Annotated in this window: 12 protein-coding genes; 7 read left to right on the forward strand and 5 right to left on the reverse strand. The window is 63.6% G+C overall.

Annotation, left to right across the window (positions count from 1 at the left end):
• Window positions 1-124: 124 nt before the first annotated feature.
• The gene (locus tag ACREP4_RS11830; protein WP_431596378.1) at window positions 125-2,068 is read left to right on the forward strand and encodes a transglycosylase SLT domain-containing protein; all 1,944 of its coding nucleotides are present in this window, start codon (window positions 125-127) and stop codon (window positions 2,066-2,068) included.
• Between the two features lie 101 nt (window positions 2,069-2,169).
• Entirely contained in the window at window positions 2,170-3,390 is a 1,221-nt protein-coding gene (locus ACREP4_RS11835; protein WP_431596379.1) for a multifunctional CCA addition/repair protein, read from the forward strand.
• A 94-nt stretch (window positions 3,391-3,484) separates the two neighbouring features.
• Here the strand turns inward: ACREP4_RS11835 and ACREP4_RS11840 are convergent, their stop codons facing one another.
• Genes ACREP4_RS11840 through ACREP4_RS11860 form a run of 5 tightly spaced genes read right to left on the reverse strand, consistent with a single transcriptional unit; the run spans window position 3,485 to window position 9,153 of the window.
• Window positions 3,485-4,555 (reverse strand): acyltransferase family protein, encoded by a 1,071-nt coding sequence (locus ACREP4_RS11840; RefSeq protein ID WP_431596380.1) that lies wholly within the window; start codon window positions 4,553-4,555, stop codon window positions 3,485-3,487.
• Between the two features lie 11 nt (window positions 4,556-4,566).
• A complete protein-coding gene (gene nagA / locus ACREP4_RS11845; RefSeq protein ID WP_431596381.1) occupies window positions 4,567-5,709 on the reverse strand; it encodes an N-acetylglucosamine-6-phosphate deacetylase in 1,143 nt (380 codons plus the stop codon).
• A complete protein-coding gene (locus ACREP4_RS11850) occupies window positions 5,709-6,737 on the reverse strand; it encodes an SIS domain-containing protein (protein WP_431596382.1) in 1,029 nt (342 codons plus the stop codon). The genes nagA and ACREP4_RS11850 overlap by 1 nt, the downstream gene beginning before the upstream one ends.
• Before the next feature lie 6 nt (window positions 6,738-6,743).
• Entirely contained in the window at window positions 6,744-7,820 is a 1,077-nt protein-coding gene (locus ACREP4_RS11855; protein ID WP_431596383.1) for a LacI family DNA-binding transcriptional regulator, read from the reverse strand.
• A gap of 43 nt (window positions 7,821-7,863) precedes the next feature.
• The gene (locus tag ACREP4_RS11860) at window positions 7,864-9,153 is read right to left on the reverse strand and encodes a sugar MFS transporter (RefSeq protein ID WP_431596384.1); all 1,290 of its coding nucleotides are present in this window, start codon (window positions 9,151-9,153) and stop codon (window positions 7,864-7,866) included.
• 370 nt (window positions 9,154-9,523) lie between these two features.
• On the opposite strand from ACREP4_RS11860, the gene glk reads away from it, so the two are divergent.
• The 5 genes from glk to ACREP4_RS11885 all read left to right on the forward strand — a co-directional run bounded on the left by glk (window position 9,524) and on the right by ACREP4_RS11885 (window position 20,295).
• Entirely contained in the window at window positions 9,524-10,558 is a 1,035-nt protein-coding gene (glk, locus tag ACREP4_RS11865) for a glucokinase (protein WP_431596385.1), read from the forward strand.
• A gap of 76 nt (window positions 10,559-10,634) precedes the next feature.
• Window positions 10,635-13,334: a TonB-dependent receptor gene (locus ACREP4_RS11870; RefSeq protein WP_431596386.1), complete on the forward strand. Its 2,700-nt coding sequence runs from the start codon at window positions 10,635-10,637 to the stop codon at window positions 13,332-13,334.
• Between the two features lie 210 nt (window positions 13,335-13,544).
• The gene (locus ACREP4_RS11875; RefSeq protein ID WP_431596387.1) at window positions 13,545-15,851 is read left to right on the forward strand and encodes a beta-N-acetylhexosaminidase; all 2,307 of its coding nucleotides are present in this window, start codon (window positions 13,545-13,547) and stop codon (window positions 15,849-15,851) included.
• Window positions 15,852-16,393: 542 nt separating this feature from the next.
• The gene (locus tag ACREP4_RS11880) at window positions 16,394-17,494 is read left to right on the forward strand and encodes a glucokinase family protein (RefSeq protein ID WP_431596388.1); all 1,101 of its coding nucleotides are present in this window, start codon (window positions 16,394-16,396) and stop codon (window positions 17,492-17,494) included.
• 59 nt (window positions 17,495-17,553) lie between these two features.
• Window positions 17,554-20,295 carry a TonB-dependent receptor gene (locus tag ACREP4_RS11885; protein ID WP_431596389.1) on the forward strand — a complete coding sequence of 914 codons (2,742 nt, stop codon included), beginning with the start codon at window positions 17,554-17,556 and terminating at the stop codon, window positions 20,293-20,295.
• Window positions 20,296-20,328: the final 33 nt, after the last annotated feature.

Below are 20,328 nucleotides of genomic sequence, written 5' to 3' on the forward strand. Positions count from 1 at the left end.
CGTCACTCCCAAATGCACGCACTGGCGCCTCTGCACTATCCCAATCTGAAGCCCCCGCCGCCCCGTTCATCCCGTAGTCGGACTCTTGCTCGGCCGTTGACGCAACGGCCGTTATGCTTCGGCCATGAAACGACTTTCTCTGATGCCTTTGGCCGCGCTCGCCATGCTGGCCTGCAGCGCCGCTTCCGCCCAGAACCTGGAAGCGCAGCGCGCGGCCATGCGTACGGCCATCGACAACGCCGAACGCGGCCAGTTCGACGCGAACGCCGCCAGCGCACTGCGCAACCATCCGCTGTACGGCTGGTTGGAATACAGCACGCTGCGTCGCAACCTCGATACCTTGAGCACTGCCCAGGCGCAGGATTTCCTCAAGCGCTATCAGGGCCAAGCGGTGGCCGAAACCTTCCGCGCCGCCTGGCTGCCTGCCTTGGCCCGTCGCCAGGATTGGCCGACGCTGCTGGCCAACTGGAAGCCCAGCAACGACGCCGGTATGCGTTGCGCCGAACTCAACGCGCGCCAGGCCACCGGCAAGGCCGACGCGCAGTGGACCAACGATGCGCAGGCGCTGTGGCGCAGCAGCGGCAAGTCGCTGCCCGATGCCTGCGATGCAGTCTTCGCGGTGCTGAGCAGCCGCGGCGGGCTGACGCCTGCGCTGCGCTGGGAGCGCATCGATGCCGCCGCCGATGCACAACAGCCAGCGGTGATGCGCTCGGCTGCGCGCGGCCTGCCCGCCGCGGAGTTGGCACAGGCCAACGACTACGCCGCCTTCGTCGACACGCCAGACACGCGCGCCTTGAACTGGCCGAAGAACGAACGCAGCCGCCGCATCGCCACCGATGGACTGCAGAAGCTGGCCAAAGCCAACCCGGATGCCGCCGAACAGCAGTTGCCGCAGTACGCACAAACCTTGGCGCTGACCGCCGACCAACAAGGCCAGGTGCGCTACGAAATCGCGCTATGGACGGTGGCGTCGTATCTACCCGACTCCGCGCGTCGGCTGGCGGCCGTGCCCGAGTCGGCGTACGACGAGCGCCTGCACGAATGGCGCACGCGCGAAGCGATGGCGCGCGGCGACTGGCCGGCAGCGCTGGCCGCCATCCGCAAAATGCCCGCCAGCCAACGCAATGATTCGCGCTGGCGCTGGTTTGAAGGTCGCCTGCTGGAGAAGACCGGCAAACCAGCCGACGCTACCGCGCTGTACCGCGCGGCAGCAGCCGACCCCACGTTTCACGGCTTCCTGGCGGCCGACAAACTCAAGCAGCCCTACGCACTGTGCCCGTGGAATCCGAACGACAGCGCCCAGGCCAAGGCCGCCGTCGCCCGCGACCCGGCGCTGGTCCGCGCACTGGAATTGAACAAGATCGAGCGCCCGACCTGGGCCGCCCGCGAATGGGCCGACGCACTGACCCGCTTCGACGACACCCAGCGCCGCCTCGCAGTGGAAGTGGCCAGCAACGATGGCTGGTTCGACCGCGCGGTGTTCGCGCTCAAGGGGCCGCAGGAACAACGCCTGTACACGCTGCGTTTCCCGCTGCACCACGACGACAGCATCCGCCGCGAAGCCAGCCGCAACGCATTGGACCCGGCATGGATCGCCGCTGAAATCCGCGCCGAAAGCATCTTCAACCCGAAAGCGCGCTCGCCCGCCAACGCGATGGGCCTGATGCAGGTGCTGCCCGCCACCGGCGCCGCCGTGGCCAAGCGCATCGGCCTGAGCGGCTACGGCGGCGCGGCCAGCCTGTACGACTCGGACACCAACATCGCCATCGGCACCGCCTACCTGCGCCAGCTGATGGACAAGTACAACGGCCAGCCCTACGTCACCATCGCCGCCTACAACGCCGGCCCGACGCCGACCGCACGCTGGCAGTCACAGCGCCCGAACTACGATCCGGATTTCTGGATCGAGACCATCAGCTACAAGGAAACCCGCGAGTACGTCGCCCGCGTGCTGGCCTTCAGCGTGATCTACGACTGGCGCCTCAACGGCAACGCCCTGACCCTGAGCGACCGCATGGTCGGCAAGATTGATGGGGCAAGGAAGAACTTCACCTGCGCCACGCCGTAACTCCGTAGAGCGCAGCCATGCTGCGCCGGGACTTTGCCAACACGCGCCTGCCGAGCATGGCTCGGCACACCATTTCCACCCACTCCTGCTTTAATGCGCGCATGAAAATCTATCTCGTAGGCGGCGCCGTTCGCGATGCGTTGCTCGGCCAGCAGCCCGGCGACCGCGATTGGGTGGTGGTGGGCGCCACGCAAGCAGAAATGGAAACGCTCGGCTTCAAGGCCGTGGGCAAGGACTTTCCCGTGTTCCTGCATCCGGACAGCGGCGAGGAATACGCGCTGGCCCGCACCGAGCGCAAATCCGGCCGCGGCTATCGCGGTTTTGTGGTCGATGCCGATCCGTCAGTGTCGCTGGAAGAAGACCTGCAGCGCCGCGATTTCACCATCAACGCCATCGCCCGCGACGAAGCCACCGGCGAGTTGGTTGATCCGTGGGGCGGCGTGCGCGACATCGAACAGCGCGTGCTGCGCCACGTCGGCCCGGCCTTCATTGAAGACCCGTTGCGGGTGTTGCGTGCGGCACGCTTCATGGCACGCTTTGCGCCGCTGGGTTTCACCCTGGCGCCGGAAACCGCCGCGCTGATGCGGGAGATCGCCGCCAGCGGTGAGTTGGATGCGCTGGTGCCTGAGCGCATCTGGCAGGAGCTGCGCCGTGCGCTGACACTGCCCAAGCCCTCGGCGTTCCTCCGTTGCCTGCACGACACCGACGCACTGAAAGCGATCCTGCCGGAAGTGGATGCGCTGTACGGCGTGCCGCAGCGCGCTGAGTTCCACCCGGAAGTGGACACCGGCGTGCATCAGGAAATGGTCAGCGACATGGCCGCGGAACTCGCACCGGGTAACGACCTGATTGGCTTTGCCGCACTCACCCACGACCTGGGCAAGGCGCTGACGCCAGTCGATGAACTGCCGCGCCACATCATGCACGAGCAACGCGGGCTCAAGCCGCTGGCCAAGCTATGCGAGCGGCTGAAGGTGCCACTCGATCACCGCCAGCTGGCCGAAGCGGTATGCCGCGAACATCTCAATGTGCATCGCATCGATGAACTCCGCGACGCAACTGTTCTGGAACTGATCCAACACTGCGACGGCTTCCGCCGCCCGGAACGCATCGCACAAATGGCGTTGGTCTGCGAATGCGACAAACGCGGCCGCCTCGGCTTCGAGGACAGCGACTACCCGCAGCGCGCCACCCTGCAACGCCTGCACGCCGCCGCGCTGGCAATCAACGCGCGCGACATCAGCACCGACGGCCTCAAAGGCCCAGCCATCGGTGAAGCATTGAAGAAGGCGCGGATTGCTGCGATCAGAGCGGCACGTTGACCAGGAACAATCCCATGTAGTGCCGAGCCACGCTCGGCAGGGGCATCACCGGGAAAGCCCCAGCGGAGCATGGCTCCGCTCCACAACCTGGGTGCTAGATCTTCAGGTAGATCCTGCGCCGGTCCATCCAGGCCATCGGCAGCCACCACAGCGCGACGAAGCTCAGCGCCATCGCCAGCGAGGCGAACTGCGCGCCGGCCAGCGGCGTGAACAGCCGGTCGAACACGTTCGTGTACAGCCAGCCCCAGCTGCCGGTGGCCATCATCGCCAGCACCATCGCCGACGAACCGGCGTAGGCCGTGATGGCATTGACGCCAAAGCGTCGGCCCAACGCGGGCCATTGGCGGCGATCAATCAACGTGTGCGCAAGCCACAGTGCGGCGAATGCCAAACCCGCGGTCCACAGCACGTAAGACGGCGTCCATAGATTTTTGTTGAACGGCAGCCAGTGCGACCACAACGCACCGAGCACCAGCAACACGGCCGCGTCCAACAACAAACGGGAACTGCGTCCGCTGCGCAGCAAGGCACCGGCATGCAGCCCGATCATCGTGGAAGCCAGTGCACCCAGCGTGGATACCAAGCCTTCAGGATCATGGCCCAACCCGGTGGCCGCGTCGTGTTGGTACAGCAACGCGCCGAACAGCGCCGTGTCCACACGACTGGGCAAGTTGATCCATTGCGCCACGCTGCCACCTGCTGCCAGCAATGCGGCGTAGCCTCCCAACAACAGCAGCGCGCACACCCATTGCCAACGCGAGCGCAACCAGATGGCGATCACACCGACGACCGCAAAACAGAGGCCGATACGCTGCAGCACGCCCCACGGCCGGTAATGCGCCAAGTCCAACCACCACCACGCCAGAAAATGCAGCAACAAGCCCAATCCGAGAATACGCAGCGCGCGCGTCACGACGGTGCGGGTCAATGCGCCGCGATCACCGCCCTGCTCCACGCGCGGCACCACGCCCAGCGCAATGGACACGCCGACGATCACCAGAAAAAACGGAAACACCAGGTCCGTCGGCGTGCAGCCGTGCCATTCCGAATGCAGCAACGGCGCGTAGACGTGGCTCCAGCTGCCGGGGTTGTTGACCAGCAGCATCGCCGCGACGGTGATGCCACGCAGGGCATCGACCGAAGCAAAACGGACAGGCTTGTTCATGCGTAGGACGCTCAGTCGCGCTCGCCGGCAATCCAGGTGGCCTGCACCTGCAGGTTCTGATCGAGCAGTACAAAATCGGCCTGATAACCCGGAGCGATATGCCCGTAACGGTCTTCCAGCCGCAGGAACTGCGCCGGATAGGTCGAGGCCATGCGCGAGGCTTCGGCCAACGGCAGGCCCAACAGATTGACGGTGTTACGCACAGCCGTGGCCATGTCCAGTGCCGAGCCGGCCAGCGAACCGGCGGCGTTGCGGACAACGCCATCGACTGCCGTGATCACTTCGCCATACAGCTCGAACGCGGGATTGTCGGAACCGACCATCGGCATCGCATCAGTGACCAGGAACACCTTGCCGCGCGGCTTGGCCGCCAGCGCCACACGCAGGCTGGCCGGATGCACATGCACGCCATCAACGATGACGCCGCACCAGTTGTTGGGATCTTCCAACGCCGCACCGACGGCGCCGGGATCACGCCCCTGCAGCGGCGACATCGCGTTGTACAAATGGGTGAAACCGGTGACACCGGCATTCAACCCAGCACGAATTTCGTCGTAAGTACCTGCCGTGTGACCGGCCGCGACGATGGCACCGTTGGCGACCATCTGCGCGATGGTTTCCACCGGCACACGCTCCGGTGCAAGCGTGATCAGAGTGACGCCGTTGTCGAGCGCGGTGGCCATGCGCACTTCGTCGGCATCGGGCACGCGGAACTTGCCGGCATCGTGCGTGCCCTTGCGCGCCGGCGCGATGTACGGGCCTTCCAGATGGATGCCGAGCACGCCCGGCACCTCGGCCGCGATGGCTTCACGCGTGGCCTGCACCGCACGCGCCATCACCTCGGCATCGTCGCTGATCAGCGTCGGCAACATGCCGGTGGTGCCGAAGCGGCGATGGCCGGCCATCATGGTGCGCAGCGCGTCCACGTCGGTCTGGTTGTTGAACAACGCACCGCCACCGCCGTTGACCTGGGCGTCGATGAAACCCGGCAGCAGCCAGCCGCCGCCCAGGTCCACCTGCGTGTCGGCATTGGCAACCGCCGCATCGTCGGCTGCAACGACCGCAAGCACGCGACCGTCTTCGATCAGCACCGCAACATCGTCACGGAAATCATCGCCGGCAAGAATGCGGCCGTTGCGCAATACCGTTTTCATCAGACGGTTTCCGTGACCTTGTTCAGATGCGGCGGCAGATCCGGGTTGTAACCACGGCGCAGCGCCAGCGCATTGATCGCGCGGTAATAGCTCTGGATGGTCAGCAGCGGAGCACACAGTGCGTGCGGTGCAGCCACGGTCGGCAAGCTGCCGCCCTCGCCCACCAGCCACACCTGCGCGCCACGTGCGGCGAACTCTTCGGCCACGGCGCGGGTGCCGGCGCCGGTTTCATCGGGCTGGGCGAATGCCAGCACCGGGAAATCCTTGCCGACCAGCGCCATCGGGCCGTGCTTCACTTCGGCCGAGCTATAGCCTTCGGCGTGCAGACCACAGGTTTCCTTGAACTTGAGCGCGGCTTCCTGTGCGGCAGCCAGGCCCGGGCCACGGCCCAGCACGAACAGGTTGTGCGCATCGACCAGTCCATCGGTCAATGCGGTCCAGTCGCTTTCCCATGCCTTGGACATCGCAGCCGGCAGCGCATCGAGTGCGGCGATCAGCTGCGGCTCGTTCTTCCAATACGCACCCAGCTGCAGCAGCGCCGCCAGCGAAGCGAGATAGCTCTTGGTCGCTGCGACGCTGCGCTCAACGCCTGCACCCAGCGGAATCACGGTGTCGGCCAGCTGCGCCAGCGGCGAGTCTTCAACATTGACCAGCGCCACCACGCGCGCGCCGCCGGCCTTGGCGGCTTCGGCGTTGCGCAGCAGGTCGGGACTCTTGCCCGACTGCGAAATCACGATATACAGCGCGCCGCGCACCTGCAGCGGTGCTTCGTAAACCGACCCCACCGACGGCGATGCCGAGGCGGTCACCAGCCCCAGCTGCGTCTCGAACAGGTACTTGCCATAGGTTGCCGCATGATCGGAACTGCCGCGTGCGCAGGTCACCACGAACGGTGGTGGGTTCTGTCGCAGATCGGCGGCCAGCGCCTGCACCACCTCGCGATTGCGGACGAACTGGGCGGCGATGACGGAGGCGCTTTCGGCGGCCTCGCGGAACATCAGGGTTTCGGTCTCACTTGGCAGTGCCATGGATCGTTACTCGGTAAGGTCGGGGGGAGAAGAAGGAGGACGCGAAGGCTGCTGACGCAGCGGCGCGGTGGAGCCACGCACCACCAACTGCGGCACGAAGCCTTGGTTCTGCAGTTGCAGCGGAGTGTCGTCGTAGGCGTCGCTGCGCAGCTGGCTGATCAGCAAGCGCGCGGCGTGCCGGGCGATGTCGCCGGTCGCCTGCTTGGCGGTGGTCAGCGCCGGCCACGACTGGCGCGAGAATGGGCTGTCCTCGAAACCGGCAATGGACAAGTCATACGGCACGTTCAAGCCGGCCGAGTTGGCCGCTGCCAGCACACCGGCCGCGATTTCGTCGTTGGAACCAAAGATGGCGGTGGGCGGTTCGCGCAGGGCCAGCAGGCGACGTGCACCACGGAAGCCATCGTCAAAGGTGTAGTCACCCGGAATCACCAGATGCTTGTCCAGCGAAATGCCGTAATCCTTCAGCGCCGCTTCGTAGCCGGCATAACGCTCGCCGCTGGAATGGTGCGAGGTGCCGCCCCACAGGAAGCCGATGCGCTGATGGCCCAGTTGGATCAGGTGCTCGGTGATTTCATAAGCGGCATCGCGGTCATCGACGAACACGCACGGGCCATCGCCCGGGTCTTCGGTGGCGGCGATGATGCGCACGGTTTTGATGCCACGCGCATTGAGCGCGGCCACCAGTTCCGGGCGCTCGGACATCGGCGCGGTCAGCACCAGTCCAGCCAGGCGCGAACGCTGCACCCAATCGGCCAGTTCCTCGGCCAGCATCGGCGAGGTGGAATCGCACGGGTGAATCTGCAGGCCGAAGCCAGTTTCGCGACAGGCCGAGAGCACGCCGTTCTGCACACCGATGATGTGGTACGGGTTGGGGTTGTCGTACACCAGCCCGATCACGAAGGTGGTGTTGCTGCGCAGGTTTCGAGCCGACGGATCCGGCTCGTAATCCAGCTCGGCCACGGCGCGCAGCACACGTGCGCGGGTGGCCTGCATCACCGAAGGTTCGTTGTTGATGACCCGCGAGACGGTCTTCAGCGATACCTTGGCGCGCTCGGCAACATCCTTGATGGTGGGTCTACGCATAACCGGTTCCTGCGTTGGCTTGATGGCCGCCATGATGCTCGATTCAGGCGCCACGTGCCTTGCCCGCGCTATGTCCGACCGTGCCGAAATACAGGATGTACAGGTAGCACGGGATCATCAGTGCAGCGAACACCAGCTGGAAGTGTTCCGGGTACGCATGCTTGAGCAGGGCAAAGGCCTGCGGAATGATCGCGCCGCCGGCAATACCCATCACCAGCAGGGCCGAACCGGTCTGGGTGAAGCGGCCCAGGCCACGGATCGCCAGCGGGAAAATCGCCGGCCACATCATGGCGTTGGCAAAGCCCAGCGCGGCCACAAAGCCAACCGACACATAGCCGTGGGTAAAGAAGGCGCCCAGCGTGAATACCACGCCCAGTACCGCCGACACCGCCAGATACTTTTCCTGCGAGATGTAGCGCGGGATCAGCAACAGGCCGGCCACATAGCCGATGAGCATCGCGAACAGCGTGTAGGAGGTGAACAGTTTGGTCTGATCCAGCGGCAGGCCGAAGGCGTTGCCGTAGGTACCGATGGCGTCACCGGCCATCACTTCCACGCCCACGTAGACGAACAGGCAGAACACGCCCAGCCACAGGTGCGGGAACTGGAAGATGCTCTGCTTTTCAGCCTTGCCATCGTTGGCCACCGCGTTGGCCTGGTCGGCCTGCACTTCCGGCAGCGGCGAGAACAGCACGCCCACCGCAACCAGCAGCAGGACGCCGGCAATGACCATGTATGGCGTGTGGATCTTGGCGGCGAAGGTATTGAGCAGTTCAAGCTTGGTGGCCGCGTCGGCCGCCTGCACCTGGGCTTCCAGGTCACCAATGCCATGCAGCACCAGCGAGCCGATCACCACCGGCGCAAGGATGCCGGCGATCTTGTTGCAGATGCCCATCAGCGCGATGCGCTGTGCGGCGCCTTCGATCGGGCCAAGGATGCTGATGTAGGGATTGACCGCCGTCTGCAGCAGCGCCATGCCGCCGCCGATGACAAACAGGCCGCCCAATGCGCCGCCAAACCAGCGACGGGTGGCGAATTCACCGAAGGCCATCGCGCCCACCGCCATCACCGCCAGGCTCAATGCCAGGCCCTTCTTCATGCCGGTGCGGCTGAGAATCCACGACGCCGGCAGCGCCAGGAAGAAGTACGACAGATAGAAAACCATCAGCACCAGGAACGCGGACACCTCGTTCACGTCGAAGGCCAGCCGCACGAATGTGATCAGCGGGCCATTGATCCAGGTACAGAAACCGATGATGAAAAACAGCACGCCGACGATGGCGATGGACGAGGCCATGCTGGTGCGCGGCGATGTGGCGGGAACAGCAGACATGGGCAAGGCTCCTGCAAATGCGGGAAACGGATCAGGCCGTTGAGTGATCGTGTGGGAACAACGTTGTCACATTTATGGTTTGGCGCCGCCGGGTTTGTCAACAACGCGTGTCAGCCAGCAGAACGCAGCACCGCACCCGTAAACCGGCGCAAGGCCGGGCGGCTCAGGGTTTTGCCCCGAAAACCCCTGACGCCACGTTAAGGACGTTACCGAATGCAACAAATACAGTGGCTGCAGCGTTTGCGCGGAAGCGCTGCAGTGCAGCATCGAAACTTGTAATTATTCGTTGACATCGTTGTCAGAACGATTACAGACTCGGCCCCCGAATGGTGCCCTGTCTGGGCGCTGGCCACCGCCATAGGGAACTCGAGTGACCGCTGTCGTCCCCCCACTGCAGACCACCCGTTACGACTGCGCCACCCGGCCTTTCTTCGCCGCTGATGTTGGCGGCACCCACGTCCGCGTCGGCTTGATCCAGCCGGGCATGGGTGAAGCACACGCCATCGACGTGCTGTCCTACCGCAAATACCGCTGCGCCGATTACCCCAGCCTCAGCGCGATCCTGGCCGACTTCGCCAGCCATACCAGCGCCGTGGCCGATTGCGTCATCGCCACCGCCGGTTATGCGTTGCCCGATGGCACGGTGATCACCGCCAACCTGCCCTGGCCGCTGTCGTCCAACCGCATCCGCCAGGACCTCGGGTTTGAGGCGGTGCATCTGGTCAACGATTTTGAAGCCGTCGCCCATGCTGCCGCGCACATCAGCGCCAGCCAGGTGCTGCAGCTCACTGGCCCGGCCGACGCGCCGCGCGGCCCCACCCTCGTCATCGGCCCGGGCACCGGCCTGGGCGCTGCGGTGTGGATTCCGGTCGGCAATCGTTCGGTCGTGCTGGCCACCGAAGCCGGTCAGGCCTCGCTGGCAGCCACCACCGAACTGGAAATGGCCGTGTTGCAGCAGATGTTGCGCGACCGCAGCCACGTTTCCATCGAACAGGCACTTTCAGGCCCCGGCCTGCTCAACCTTTACAACGCACTGTGCGCGGTGCGCGGCACCGCGCCCACGCATGCAACGCCCGATGCGGTCAGCGCCGCCGCCTGTGATGGCAGCGACCCGCTCGCCGTGGAAACCCTGCAGCTGTTCTGCGGAATCCTCGGCTCCACCATCGGCGACATGGCCCTGCTCTACGGCGTGCAGGGCGGCATCTATCTGGCCGGCGGCATCCTGCCAAAGATCAGCCAATTCCTTTTGAACAGCTCCTTCGTCGAACGCTTCCTCAACAAGGGGCCCATGACCAAGGCGTTGCAAAGCATTCCCGTGAAGCTGGTAGAGCACGGGCAACTGGGCGTCATCGGCGCAGCCAGTTGGTATCTGGAAAAGACGGCAACCGAAGCCCTCGCAGCATAAGCAACAGATCCACCAGCAAGACCTGCAGTAACGCGGCACGTCCGTGCCATTCAATCCGATGTTGAGGAGAGACAACATGCATCGCAAGACCCTGCTTTCTGCAGCGATCATCAGCTGCCTTGCTTTCAGTGCACACGCGCAGGAAGCCGCCCCCGCCGCCAGTGCGACCGATCTGGACACCGTTACCGTCACCGGTATCCGTGGCTCGATGGAAAAGTCGCTGGACACCAAGCGCGAAGCCAATTCCCGCGTGGAAGTGGTTACCGCTGAAGACGTGGGCAAGCTGCCTGCGCACAACGTGGCCGACACCCTGCAGCGCCTGCCGGGCGTGAACATCAGCTCGTCCTCGGCCGACGAAGGCGGCTTCGACGAAGCCGACCGCGTCAGCCTGCGCGGCACCAGCCCCAGCCTCACCCAGACCCTGATCAACGGCCACAGCGTCGGCTCGGCCGATTGGTTCGTGCTGAGCCAGGGCAGCAACGTGGGCCGTAGCGTCAGCTACACCCTGCTGCCGTCCGAGCTGGTCAGCTCGGTGGAAGTGCACAAGTCCTCGCAGGCCAAGCTGCAGGACGGCGGCACCACCGGCACCGTCAACATCGTCACCCGCAAGCCGCTGGAGTTCGCCAACCAGATCACCGCTGAAGCCTCGATCGGCGCAGTGCGTTCGGATCAGGCCAAGTCCAACGATCCGCAACTGTCGGGCCTGTTCAACTACAAGAACGACGAAGGCACCTTCGGCGTGATGGTGCAGGCATTCAGCCAGAAGCGTGAGCTGCGCCGCGAAGCGCAGGAAATCCCGGCCGGCTTCCTCCAGATCGACCCGGAAGGCACCGTTGCCCAGAGCAACCCGGATCTGGCCGGCGTGTATGCCCCCAGCCTGCTGGGCTCGACCCTGTTCGAGCAGACCCGCGAGCGCAAGGGCGGCCTGATCGGCCTGCAGTTCAAGCCGATGGACAACCTGACGCTGGGCCTGGAAGGCTTCAGCTCGAAGATGGATGCCAACAACTACAACCGCAACTTCATGTTGTGGGGCGGCAGCATCCTGAACGACGTCAAGGATAAGGACGGAAACGTCACGCGTCCGGGCCAGGTGCCGGACGCCGGTTACGTGGTCAAGGATGGCGTACTGACCAACGCCAACTTCGCAGGTCAAGCCGGCCGCGATTACGCGGTGTACGACATGATCTACCGCGAAGCCACCGCCAAGAGCAGCTACGTCACGCTCGATGCCGACTGGCAGATCAACGACAGCCTGAACGCCAAGTTCCAGGCCGGTAACACCAAGGGCACCGGCTCGACGCCGCGCCAGTTCATTGCAGAAGTCACCGTCGCCAATGGCGGCGGCGCCAGCTGGACCACGCACGGCAACAGCGCGCCGATCGACTGGAACGTGGGCGGCGATATCAGCCCGGCCGGTGTTACCAGCTTCGGCACCTGGGGCAACCAGGAAGTCACCGCCGAAGACAAGGAGAAGTGGTTCACCGCCGACTTCAACCAGTACTTCGACACCGGCACCCTGAGCTCGATCGACTTCGGCCTGCGTTATGCCGACCACAAGCGCGAGGCGCTGTCGCCGGAAGGCGCAAGCCCGGGCGATATCTGGTCGTCGCTGCAGAACGGTGCCACCGCCAACTTCCCGGGCGGCTTTGCCGGCGGCATTGGCGGCAAGTTCCCGCGCAACCTGTGGTACTTCACCCCAGGTGCACTGAAGGACGCCATCCTCAACAACTCCGAATGGCTGGCCAACAACGATGGCCCGACCGGTCGCCACAACTACGGTGGTGAGTGGAAGGTGGCCGAGAAGAACTTTGCCGGCTATGTGCAGGCAAACTTCGCCGGCGACCGCTGGAGCGGCAACGTCGGCCTGCGTTACGTCAACATCGACCAGGACATCAACACCTACCAAGCCGTTTCCGATGCTGCCAATGCTGACGTGAGCAGCCTGTTCGGCATGTGGAAGGCGCTGTCGTTCAACAACAAGCACGACCGCATCCTGCCGAGCGCGAACATCAAGTTCGACATGAGCGACAACCTGGTGTTCCGCTTCGCCGCGTCGCAGACCCAGACCCTGCCGGACTTCTCGGCACTGGGCGCATCCTCGTGGGGTTCGGACCTGAGCCGTACCGGTGGTGGTGGTAATCCGAAGTTGGATCCGGTGCTGTCGACCAACTTCGATGCCAACATCGAGTGGTACTTCATGCCGCGCGGCCTGTTGTCGGTCGGTGCGTACTCGATGAACCTGAAGGACTATGTGGCCTTCGGCACCGAAACGCAGATGCTGTTCAGCGAATTGACCAACCAGCTGGAGGCCTATGAGGTCGCCGTGCCGGTCAATTCCAACGGCAAGGTCACCGGCCTGGAAGTGGCCTATGAGCAGCCGATTGGCGACAACTTCGGCGTCAATGCCAACTACACCTACGCCGACGGCAGCACCTCACACACCTGGGAGGATGGCAGCAACAACCTGCTGGGCACCTCGAAGAACACCTACAACGTGGGCGGCTACTTCGAGAACGACACCTTCGGCGCACGCGTCAGCTACACCTACCGTTCCTCGTTCCTGATCGGTCTGAAGGGTGCAAGCCCGTACTACCAGGATGATTTCGGCACCCTGGCGCTGTCGCTGAGCTACAAGGCAACCGATTGGCTGAGCGTCAGCTTCGATGCGCTGAACCTCAACAACCCGACCCTGAAGTACTACCAGAGCACGGCTATTCCGAGCGCGTTCTACGAGAACGGTCGCCAGTACTATTTGAACTTCCGCTTCAAGTACTGAGCCACCCCGGCACGCAGCATCGCCGGTTAGTGTGACCCGCCGGGCCTGGATCATTCCGGGCCCGGCTTTTTTTTGACTTTCTGTAGTGCCGAGCCATGCTCGGCATTGGTTCCGTTCAACAATGCATGTGCTGCCGGGCATGGCTCGGCACGACACAAGATCGATGCGGCACGACACGTTGCCGCTTAAACACAGATAGGAGCTCCGCCCATGACGAAGTCCCTCACGCGCAGCCGCGCGCCTTGGCTCAGCAGCTGCGTGCTGCTCGGCTTTTCCGCCCTGCAGGCGCATGCGGCCGATACCGCTGCCGCGCCGTCACTGGTGCCCCTGCCTGCCAACTACCAGGCATCGACCGGAAAGGACTTCGTACTGAAGGCGGCGGACCTTGTCGGCAGCAATGACGAAGCCGGGCAACGCGCCGCTGGCCAGTTCGTGCAGATGCTCGCGCGCAACGGCGGCCCCACACTCGCTGTGGCCGACAACGCCAGCAAGGCGAAGATTCGTTTCCGCCTGGATCCGTCGGCCACCAACACCGCCGAAGGCTATGAACTGAAGGTCTCCAACACCGGCATCGATGTCAGCGCCGGTGATGATGTCGGCCTGTTCTACGGCGCAGTGACCGCCATGCAGCTGCTCACCGGCGACAACGCCGGACATGCTGCCGCGGCCACCATCAAGGACACACCGCGCTTTCCGTGGCGCGGTTTCATGCTCGACTCGGCGCGCCACTTCCAGAGCATGGACGAGATCAAGAAGCTGCTCGATGTGATGGCGCAGCACAAGCTCAACACCTTCCATTGGCACCTGACCGACGACCAGGGCTGGCGCATGGAAATCAAGCGCTACCCCAAGCTCACCGAAGTGGGCAGCTGCCGCATTCCGCTGGGTGATGCCGGCGTTGACGCTGCCACCGGTCAGCCGCGCACGTACTGCGGCTATTACACGCAGGACCAGATCCGCGAAATCATCGCGTATGCCGCGCAGCTGCATATCCAGGTGATTCCGGAAATCGACGTCCCCGGTCACGCCACCGCGGCCATCGCCGCCTATCCGGAACTGGGCGTCACCGGCAAGCAGCTGATCACCTCCAGCGAATGGGGCGTGCTGCCGAACCTGTTCAACACCGAAGAAAGCACGCTGCAGTTCATCGAGAACGTGCTGGAAGAAGTGATCGCCATGTTCCCGGCCAAGTACGTGCATGTGGGTGGCGATGAAGCGGTGAAGGACCAGTGGATTGCATCCAAGCGCGTGCAGGAACACATGCGTCAACTCGGCCTGAAGGACGAGATGGAAATGCAGAGCCACATGATCAAGCGCCTGGAGAAATTCCTGGAGCAACACGATCGTCGCCTGATCGGCTGGGATGAAATCCTCGAAGGCGGCCTGCCGCCGGAAGCCACGGTGATGTCGTGGCGCGGCACCGAAGGTGGCCTGAAAGCCGCCAGCGAAGGCCACGATGTGGTGATGTCGCCGGTCACGCACATGTACATGGATTACCTGCAGACCGATTCGCCCTACGAAGTGCCCGGCCGCCCGACGACCATCCCGTTGCAGAAGGCGTATGAGTTCGAGCCGGTGCCGGCCGAACTGGCCGCCGACAAGCGTTCGCACATCCTTGGCCTGCAGGCCAACATGTTCAACGAACACACGCGCAATGAGGTTCGCCTGGAACACAACCTGTTCCCGCGTCTGGCAGCGGTTGCCGAAACCGGTTGGAGCCCGCAGGACAAGCGCAGTTTCAGCAACTTCCTGCAGCGCCTGCCGCGCCAGCTGCAGCGTTACCAGGCGATGGGCATCCGCTATGCGCAGACGCCGTTCCAGGTGGACGCGGTGGACAAGGGCGACCATGTCACCGGCACCGCTGATGTCACGCTCGTCAATCCGCTCGGCTATCCGGTGCATTACACGCTCGATGGCAGCGATGTCACCGCCAACGCGCCGCTGTACAGCCAGCCGCTGCAGCTGAAGGTTCCCAGCGAAGTACGCGCTGCGGCGTTCTTCGACGGCAAGCCGCTGGCCGCCACGCGTGCATATACGTTCACTGCCGAATCGCTGTTGACGCGTGATGACACGCAATTGGGCCTGTGCCCGAACGGCGGCAAGCTGCTGCTGCGTCTGGAAGACGATGGTCCGGTGGAAGGCGAGCGCGCCATCTTCAACGTCAACATCTTCAACCCGTGTTGGTTGTGGTCGGACGTGAACCTGGCCGGCATCAGCAAGGTGAAGGTGCGTGCGGGTCGCATTCCTTACAACTTCCAGCTGGCCCACGACGAACCGTCGCGCAAGTTCGCACCGGCACGCACCCCGCATGGCGAATTGGAAATCCTGGCCAACTGCGAAGGCAAGCCGCTGGCCTCGGTGCCGCTGCCGGCCAACCCGGGCGCCGATGGTTTCCTGGAGCTGGAAGCCGCGATCACCGCACCGGCAACGCGCGGCGACCTGTGCGTGCGCTTCACCGGCGACACGCGTCCAAACATGTGGACGCTGGATTGGATCAAGCTCGAACCCAGCAAGTAATCGCTGCGGTGTGATGGATGCAAGGAAGGCCACCGCATGCGGTGGCCTTCTGCTTTTGTGCGATTCGCGTTTTGCACTATTCGCGGTGGCGTGCGGTGTTTACGCCATCCCGTTAGTACCCCTGCCGAGCATGGCTCGGCACTGCATGCAGCATCTGTAGATGCGCAGCCATACGACGCGGAGGCGTGCCCGGCAAGCGTCCTGGCTAACGTGGCGCGATACGACTCGCCGGACCCTCTGGCGGTCCGGCGCTGCCCAGGCCTTGTCTCCTGTTCACCCCGATTGACCTGCCAAAATTTTCACGCGATCAATAGGAATCATCTCAAACATTCGATTGGCGCCAATTACATTTCATATGAAATAAAATTTACCTGACAAATCATTTAGATACACAACGGCCACACCCAAAAGCCAACTTGAAAATTTTTTGCATAGCAGCTTGACATCGTTGTCACATAGCAATGACACTCCCGATACCGCGCCACCATCACAGGTGCCGCGCGAACTCCTAGGGGATGTCCGTGGTTGCCAGGTTGAACACCATGTCCACGCTGACCACTTCCACCTCGCCCGCCTTTTTGGCGGCCGACGTGGGCGGCACGCATGTGCGCGTGGGCCTGTTGCAGCAGGGCCAGGACGACAACGCGCCGTTGTCGATGCTGGCGTATCGCCAGTACCGCTGCGCCGATTACCCCAGCCTCAGCGCGATCCTGGCCGAGTTCCCGGTCAATCGCTCCACCCTGTCCGCCTGCGTCATCGCCACCGCCGGTTATGCGTTGCCCGATGGCACGGTGATCACCGCCAACCTGCCCTGGCCGCTGTCGTCCAACCGCATCCGTCAGGACCTCGGGTTTGAGGCCGTGCATCTGGTCAACGATTTTGAAGCCGTCGCCCATGCTGCCGCACACATCAGCGCCAGCCAGGTGCTGCAGCTCACCGGCCCGGCCGACGCGCCGCGCGGCCCCACCTTGGTGATCGGCCCAGGCACCGGTCTGGGCGCTGCGGTGTGGATTCCGGTCGGCAACCGCTCCGTCGTGCTGGCCACCGAAGCCGGCCAGGCCTCGCTGGCAGCCACCACCGAACTGGAAATGGCCGTGTTGCAGCAGATGTTGCGCGACCGCAGCCACGTTTCCATCGAACAGGCACTTTCAGGCCCCGGCCTGCTCAACCTTTACAACGCACTGTGCGCGGTGCGCGGCACCGCGCCCACGCATGCAACGCCCGATGCGGTCAGCGCCGCCGCCTGTGATGGCAGCGACCCGCTCGCCGTGGAAACCCTGCAGCTGTTCTGCGGAATCCTCGGCTCCACCATCGGCGACATGGCCCTGCTCTACGGCGTGCAGGGCGGCATCTATCTGGCCGGCGGCATCCTGCCAAAGATCAGCCAATTCCTTTTGAACAGCTCCTTCGTCGAACGCTTCCTCAACAAGGGGCCCATGACCAAGGCGTTGCAAAGCATTCCCGTGAAGCTGGTAGAGCACGGGCAACTGGGCGTCATCGGCGCAGCCAGTTGGTATCTGGGACGCAGGGAAACCGACCCCGGCGCACCGCCTTCCGCAGTAACGCAGGTGCATGCGGCGGCCCGCCCATGCATGGATTCCAACCCAGCAGCTGCCGGCCAACACGCCGGACTCCATCAATGATGAGGAGAGACATCATGAGGTACCGCAAGTCCGTACTATCCGCCGCAATCGTCACGTGTTTGAGCTTTTCCGCCACCGCGCAGGAAGCACAACCCGACGCTACCGATCTGGACCGCGTTGTTGTCACCGGCATCCGCGCCAGCCTTCAGCAGTCGCTGGAAACCAAGCGCAATTCCGACGCGATTGTCGATGTGATCACCGCTGAAGATGTGGGCAAGTTCCCGGCCACCAACGTGGCCGAAGCGATGACCATCATCCCCGGTGTCACCATCGACCGTGCCTACGGCCAGGGTGAAAAGGTGTCCATCCTCGGCACCGACCCGGCACTGAACCGCACACTGCTCAACGGCCAGTCCATCGCCTCGGGCGACTGGAACATGTCCGACTTCCCGACCCGTACCTTCAACTACTCGCTGCTGGCACCGGAACTGGTCGGCAAGGTGGAAGTGTTCAAGTCGCCGGAAGCGCGCCTGGATGAAGGCTCGGTTGGCGGCACCGTCAACATCTCCACGCGCAAGCCGCTGGACATGCCGGAAAAGATCAGCGTCAACGGCCGCGTCAGCTTCAGCCGCAACGACCGCGTCGACAAAACCGACCCCAGCGCATCGGCCGCTTTCGGCTGGAAGAACGATGCTGAAAACTTTGGCTTCATCATTTCGGCGCAGTCCGCGCGCGAGAGCATCCGCCGTGACGGCATCGAATCCTACGGCACCGTAAAGGCCAAGGATTACCTCAATGGCAACGGCTCCTGGGGTTCGGTCAACAACACCAACACCGACTGGTCGGTCCCGGCCAACCCGGACGGCAGCCAGCCGAACCTGCCGGGCACCTGCCAGGGCGCCTGTGCTGAAGCACTGAAAGCAAATCCGGAGGCCGTGGGTCCCGGCTCGATGAGCGCACACTTCTTTGAACAGAAGCGCGAGCGCGACACCTTCTCCGCGTCGCTTCAGTTCAAGCCGGTCGAACAACTGGATATCGAACTGAATGCGTTGAAGATTGATGCCAACTTCGATCACATGGCGCAGTCGATGTTCGCCTGGCCGGGCAATGCCTATGGCGGCCTGATGACCTTGACCGACGTCACCATCGAAAACGGCTTGATGACCAGCGGCACCAACAAGGGTGGCCGCATGGCGTTCGATCTGCAGAACCGTCGCGCCAAGGTCGAATCTGAAACCTACGACATCAAGGCAACGTGGAACGACGAGCGCTGGTTCCTCTCCACCCATATCGGCCGCACCAAGGCCGAAGGCGGCCCGGAACAGGTCTACGGCAGTTTCCTGGGCAGCGCGGACTACACCTGGTCCATCGCTGGCGGCCCGAAGAATCCGGGCAGCCTGACCTTCCACGGCGACAATCCGTTCACCAACCCGGAACAGTTCAGGATGGACGGCGGCTACGCCAACCCGTGGCACACCAACCCGCCGGCAGAAGGCAACTGGGCCTCGGGCTGGGGCGGCAACCTGGTTGAGAAGCCGACGCTGGACAAGGAAACCTATGGCCAGGTCGATTTCGGCCTGAAGCTGGATTCACCGGTGTACATGATCCGCGCCGGCTACAAGCAGCGCTCGCATGAAACCGGGCAGATCCAGCGCGGCGTCGTGCTGGCTTCGATCCAGGGCTATGGCGATGCCACGGCGGACATGTTCAACCCGCGTCCGCTGCCGGGCAACTATCTGAGTGGCTTTGGTGGCTATGGTGATCTGGCCAACCGTTTCACGATCGACGGCTGGGCGTTGGCCGACTACGTCAAGAGCAACAAGTGGCTGGCACCGTGGCAGGACGCGCCGGTTCCGACCACGCTGGGTAACGGCGAGTTCGCCCGCAACACCTGGACCATCGAGGAAGACATCAAGGCTGCCTATGTGCAGGCTGATTTCAGCTTCGACCGTCTGCGCGGCAACATCGGCCTGCGTTATGTGCAGACCGATGTCGGCAGCGGCGCCTATGCGTGCACCGTCAATGTCCCGGCGTGCCCGGAAGACAAGTACGAGTGGAAGGTCAAGCCGAGCAAGTACAACAACGCCCTGCCGAACTTGAACCTGGCCTTCGACGCCAGCGAAGACCTGGTGCTGCGTTTCTCTGCCGCCAAGACCATGGCACGCCCGAGCTATGCGGACCTCTCCAGCTACATGTGGTTGTCCGACCAGCAGCTGACCGGCGGCGGCGGCAATCCGGATCTGAAGCCGTATCTGTCGACCAACCTGGATTTCTCGGCCGAGTGGTACTTCTCGAAGGACGCCATCCTCGCCGGCTCGATCTTCTACCGTGACATTTCCGACTACATCCTGATGGCCTCGCGTAAGGAGACGCATTGGAACATCAACCAGAGCCGTGAAGACTCCTACCTGGTGGACCGTCCGCAGAACGCTGGCGATGCCAAGATCAAGGGCGTTTCACTGGCATGGCAGCAGAACTTCGGCATGGGCTTCGGCATCGTCGCCAACTACACCTACTCCGATGGTGAAGCGACCAACGGGCGTCCGCTGCCGTTCAACTCGAAGAACCAGTTCAACATCGCCCCGTTCTTCGAGAACGACAAGTTCGCGGCACGCGTGACCTACAACTGGCGCGACAAGTACTTCACCAACGTCAGCGGCGGTCGCGATCTGTGGACCATGGACTACACCTCGGTGGATGCATCGCTGTCGTACAAGGTCACCGACAACCTGACCGTGGCACTGGAAGGCATGAACCTGCTTGATGAGAAGTACCACAGCTACTCCGGTACCGAGCAGCTGTTGCGCGGCGCTTACCTGAGCGGCCGTCGCTACAACGCTTCGCTGCGCTTCGCCTTCTAAGCCAGCCACCACCGATCCAACTGTTTCATCCGC

The organism is Stenotrophomonas sp. (assembly GCF_050737575.1).
In the GTDB taxonomy this organism is placed as follows: Bacteria; Pseudomonadota; Gammaproteobacteria; order Xanthomonadales; family Xanthomonadaceae; genus Stenotrophomonas.

Excerpts from the sequence above, each read along its gene's own strand:
- ACREP4_RS11860 (WP_431596384.1), bottom strand. The coding sequence starts at position 9,153 with ATGTCTGCTGTTCCCGCCACATCGCCGCGCACCAGCATGGCCTCGTCC.
- ACREP4_RS11870 (WP_431596386.1), top strand. The coding sequence starts at position 10,635 with ATGCATCGCAAGACCCTGCTTTCTGCAGCGATCATCAGCTGCCTTGCT.
- ACREP4_RS11850 (WP_431596382.1), bottom strand. The coding sequence starts at position 6,737 with ATGGCACTGCCAAGTGAGACCGAAACCCTGATGTTCCGCGAGGCCGCC.
- ACREP4_RS11835 (WP_431596379.1), top strand. The coding sequence starts at position 2,170 with ATGAAAATCTATCTCGTAGGCGGCGCCGTTCGCGATGCGTTGCTCGGC.
- ACREP4_RS11855 (WP_431596383.1), bottom strand. The coding sequence starts at position 7,820 with ATGCGTAGACCCACCATCAAGGATGTTGCCGAGCGCGCCAAGGTATCG.
- ACREP4_RS11830 (WP_431596378.1), top strand. The coding sequence starts at position 125 with ATGAAACGACTTTCTCTGATGCCTTTGGCCGCGCTCGCCATGCTGGCC.
- nagA (WP_431596381.1), bottom strand. The coding sequence starts at position 5,709 with ATGAAAACGGTATTGCGCAACGGCCGCATTCTTGCCGGCGATGATTTC.
- ACREP4_RS11875 (WP_431596387.1), top strand. The coding sequence starts at position 13,545 with ATGACGAAGTCCCTCACGCGCAGCCGCGCGCCTTGGCTCAGCAGCTGC.
- ACREP4_RS11840 (WP_431596380.1), bottom strand. The coding sequence starts at position 4,555 with ATGAACAAGCCTGTCCGTTTTGCTTCGGTCGATGCCCTGCGTGGCATC.
- ACREP4_RS11880 (WP_431596388.1), top strand. The coding sequence starts at position 16,394 with ATGTCCACGCTGACCACTTCCACCTCGCCCGCCTTTTTGGCGGCCGAC.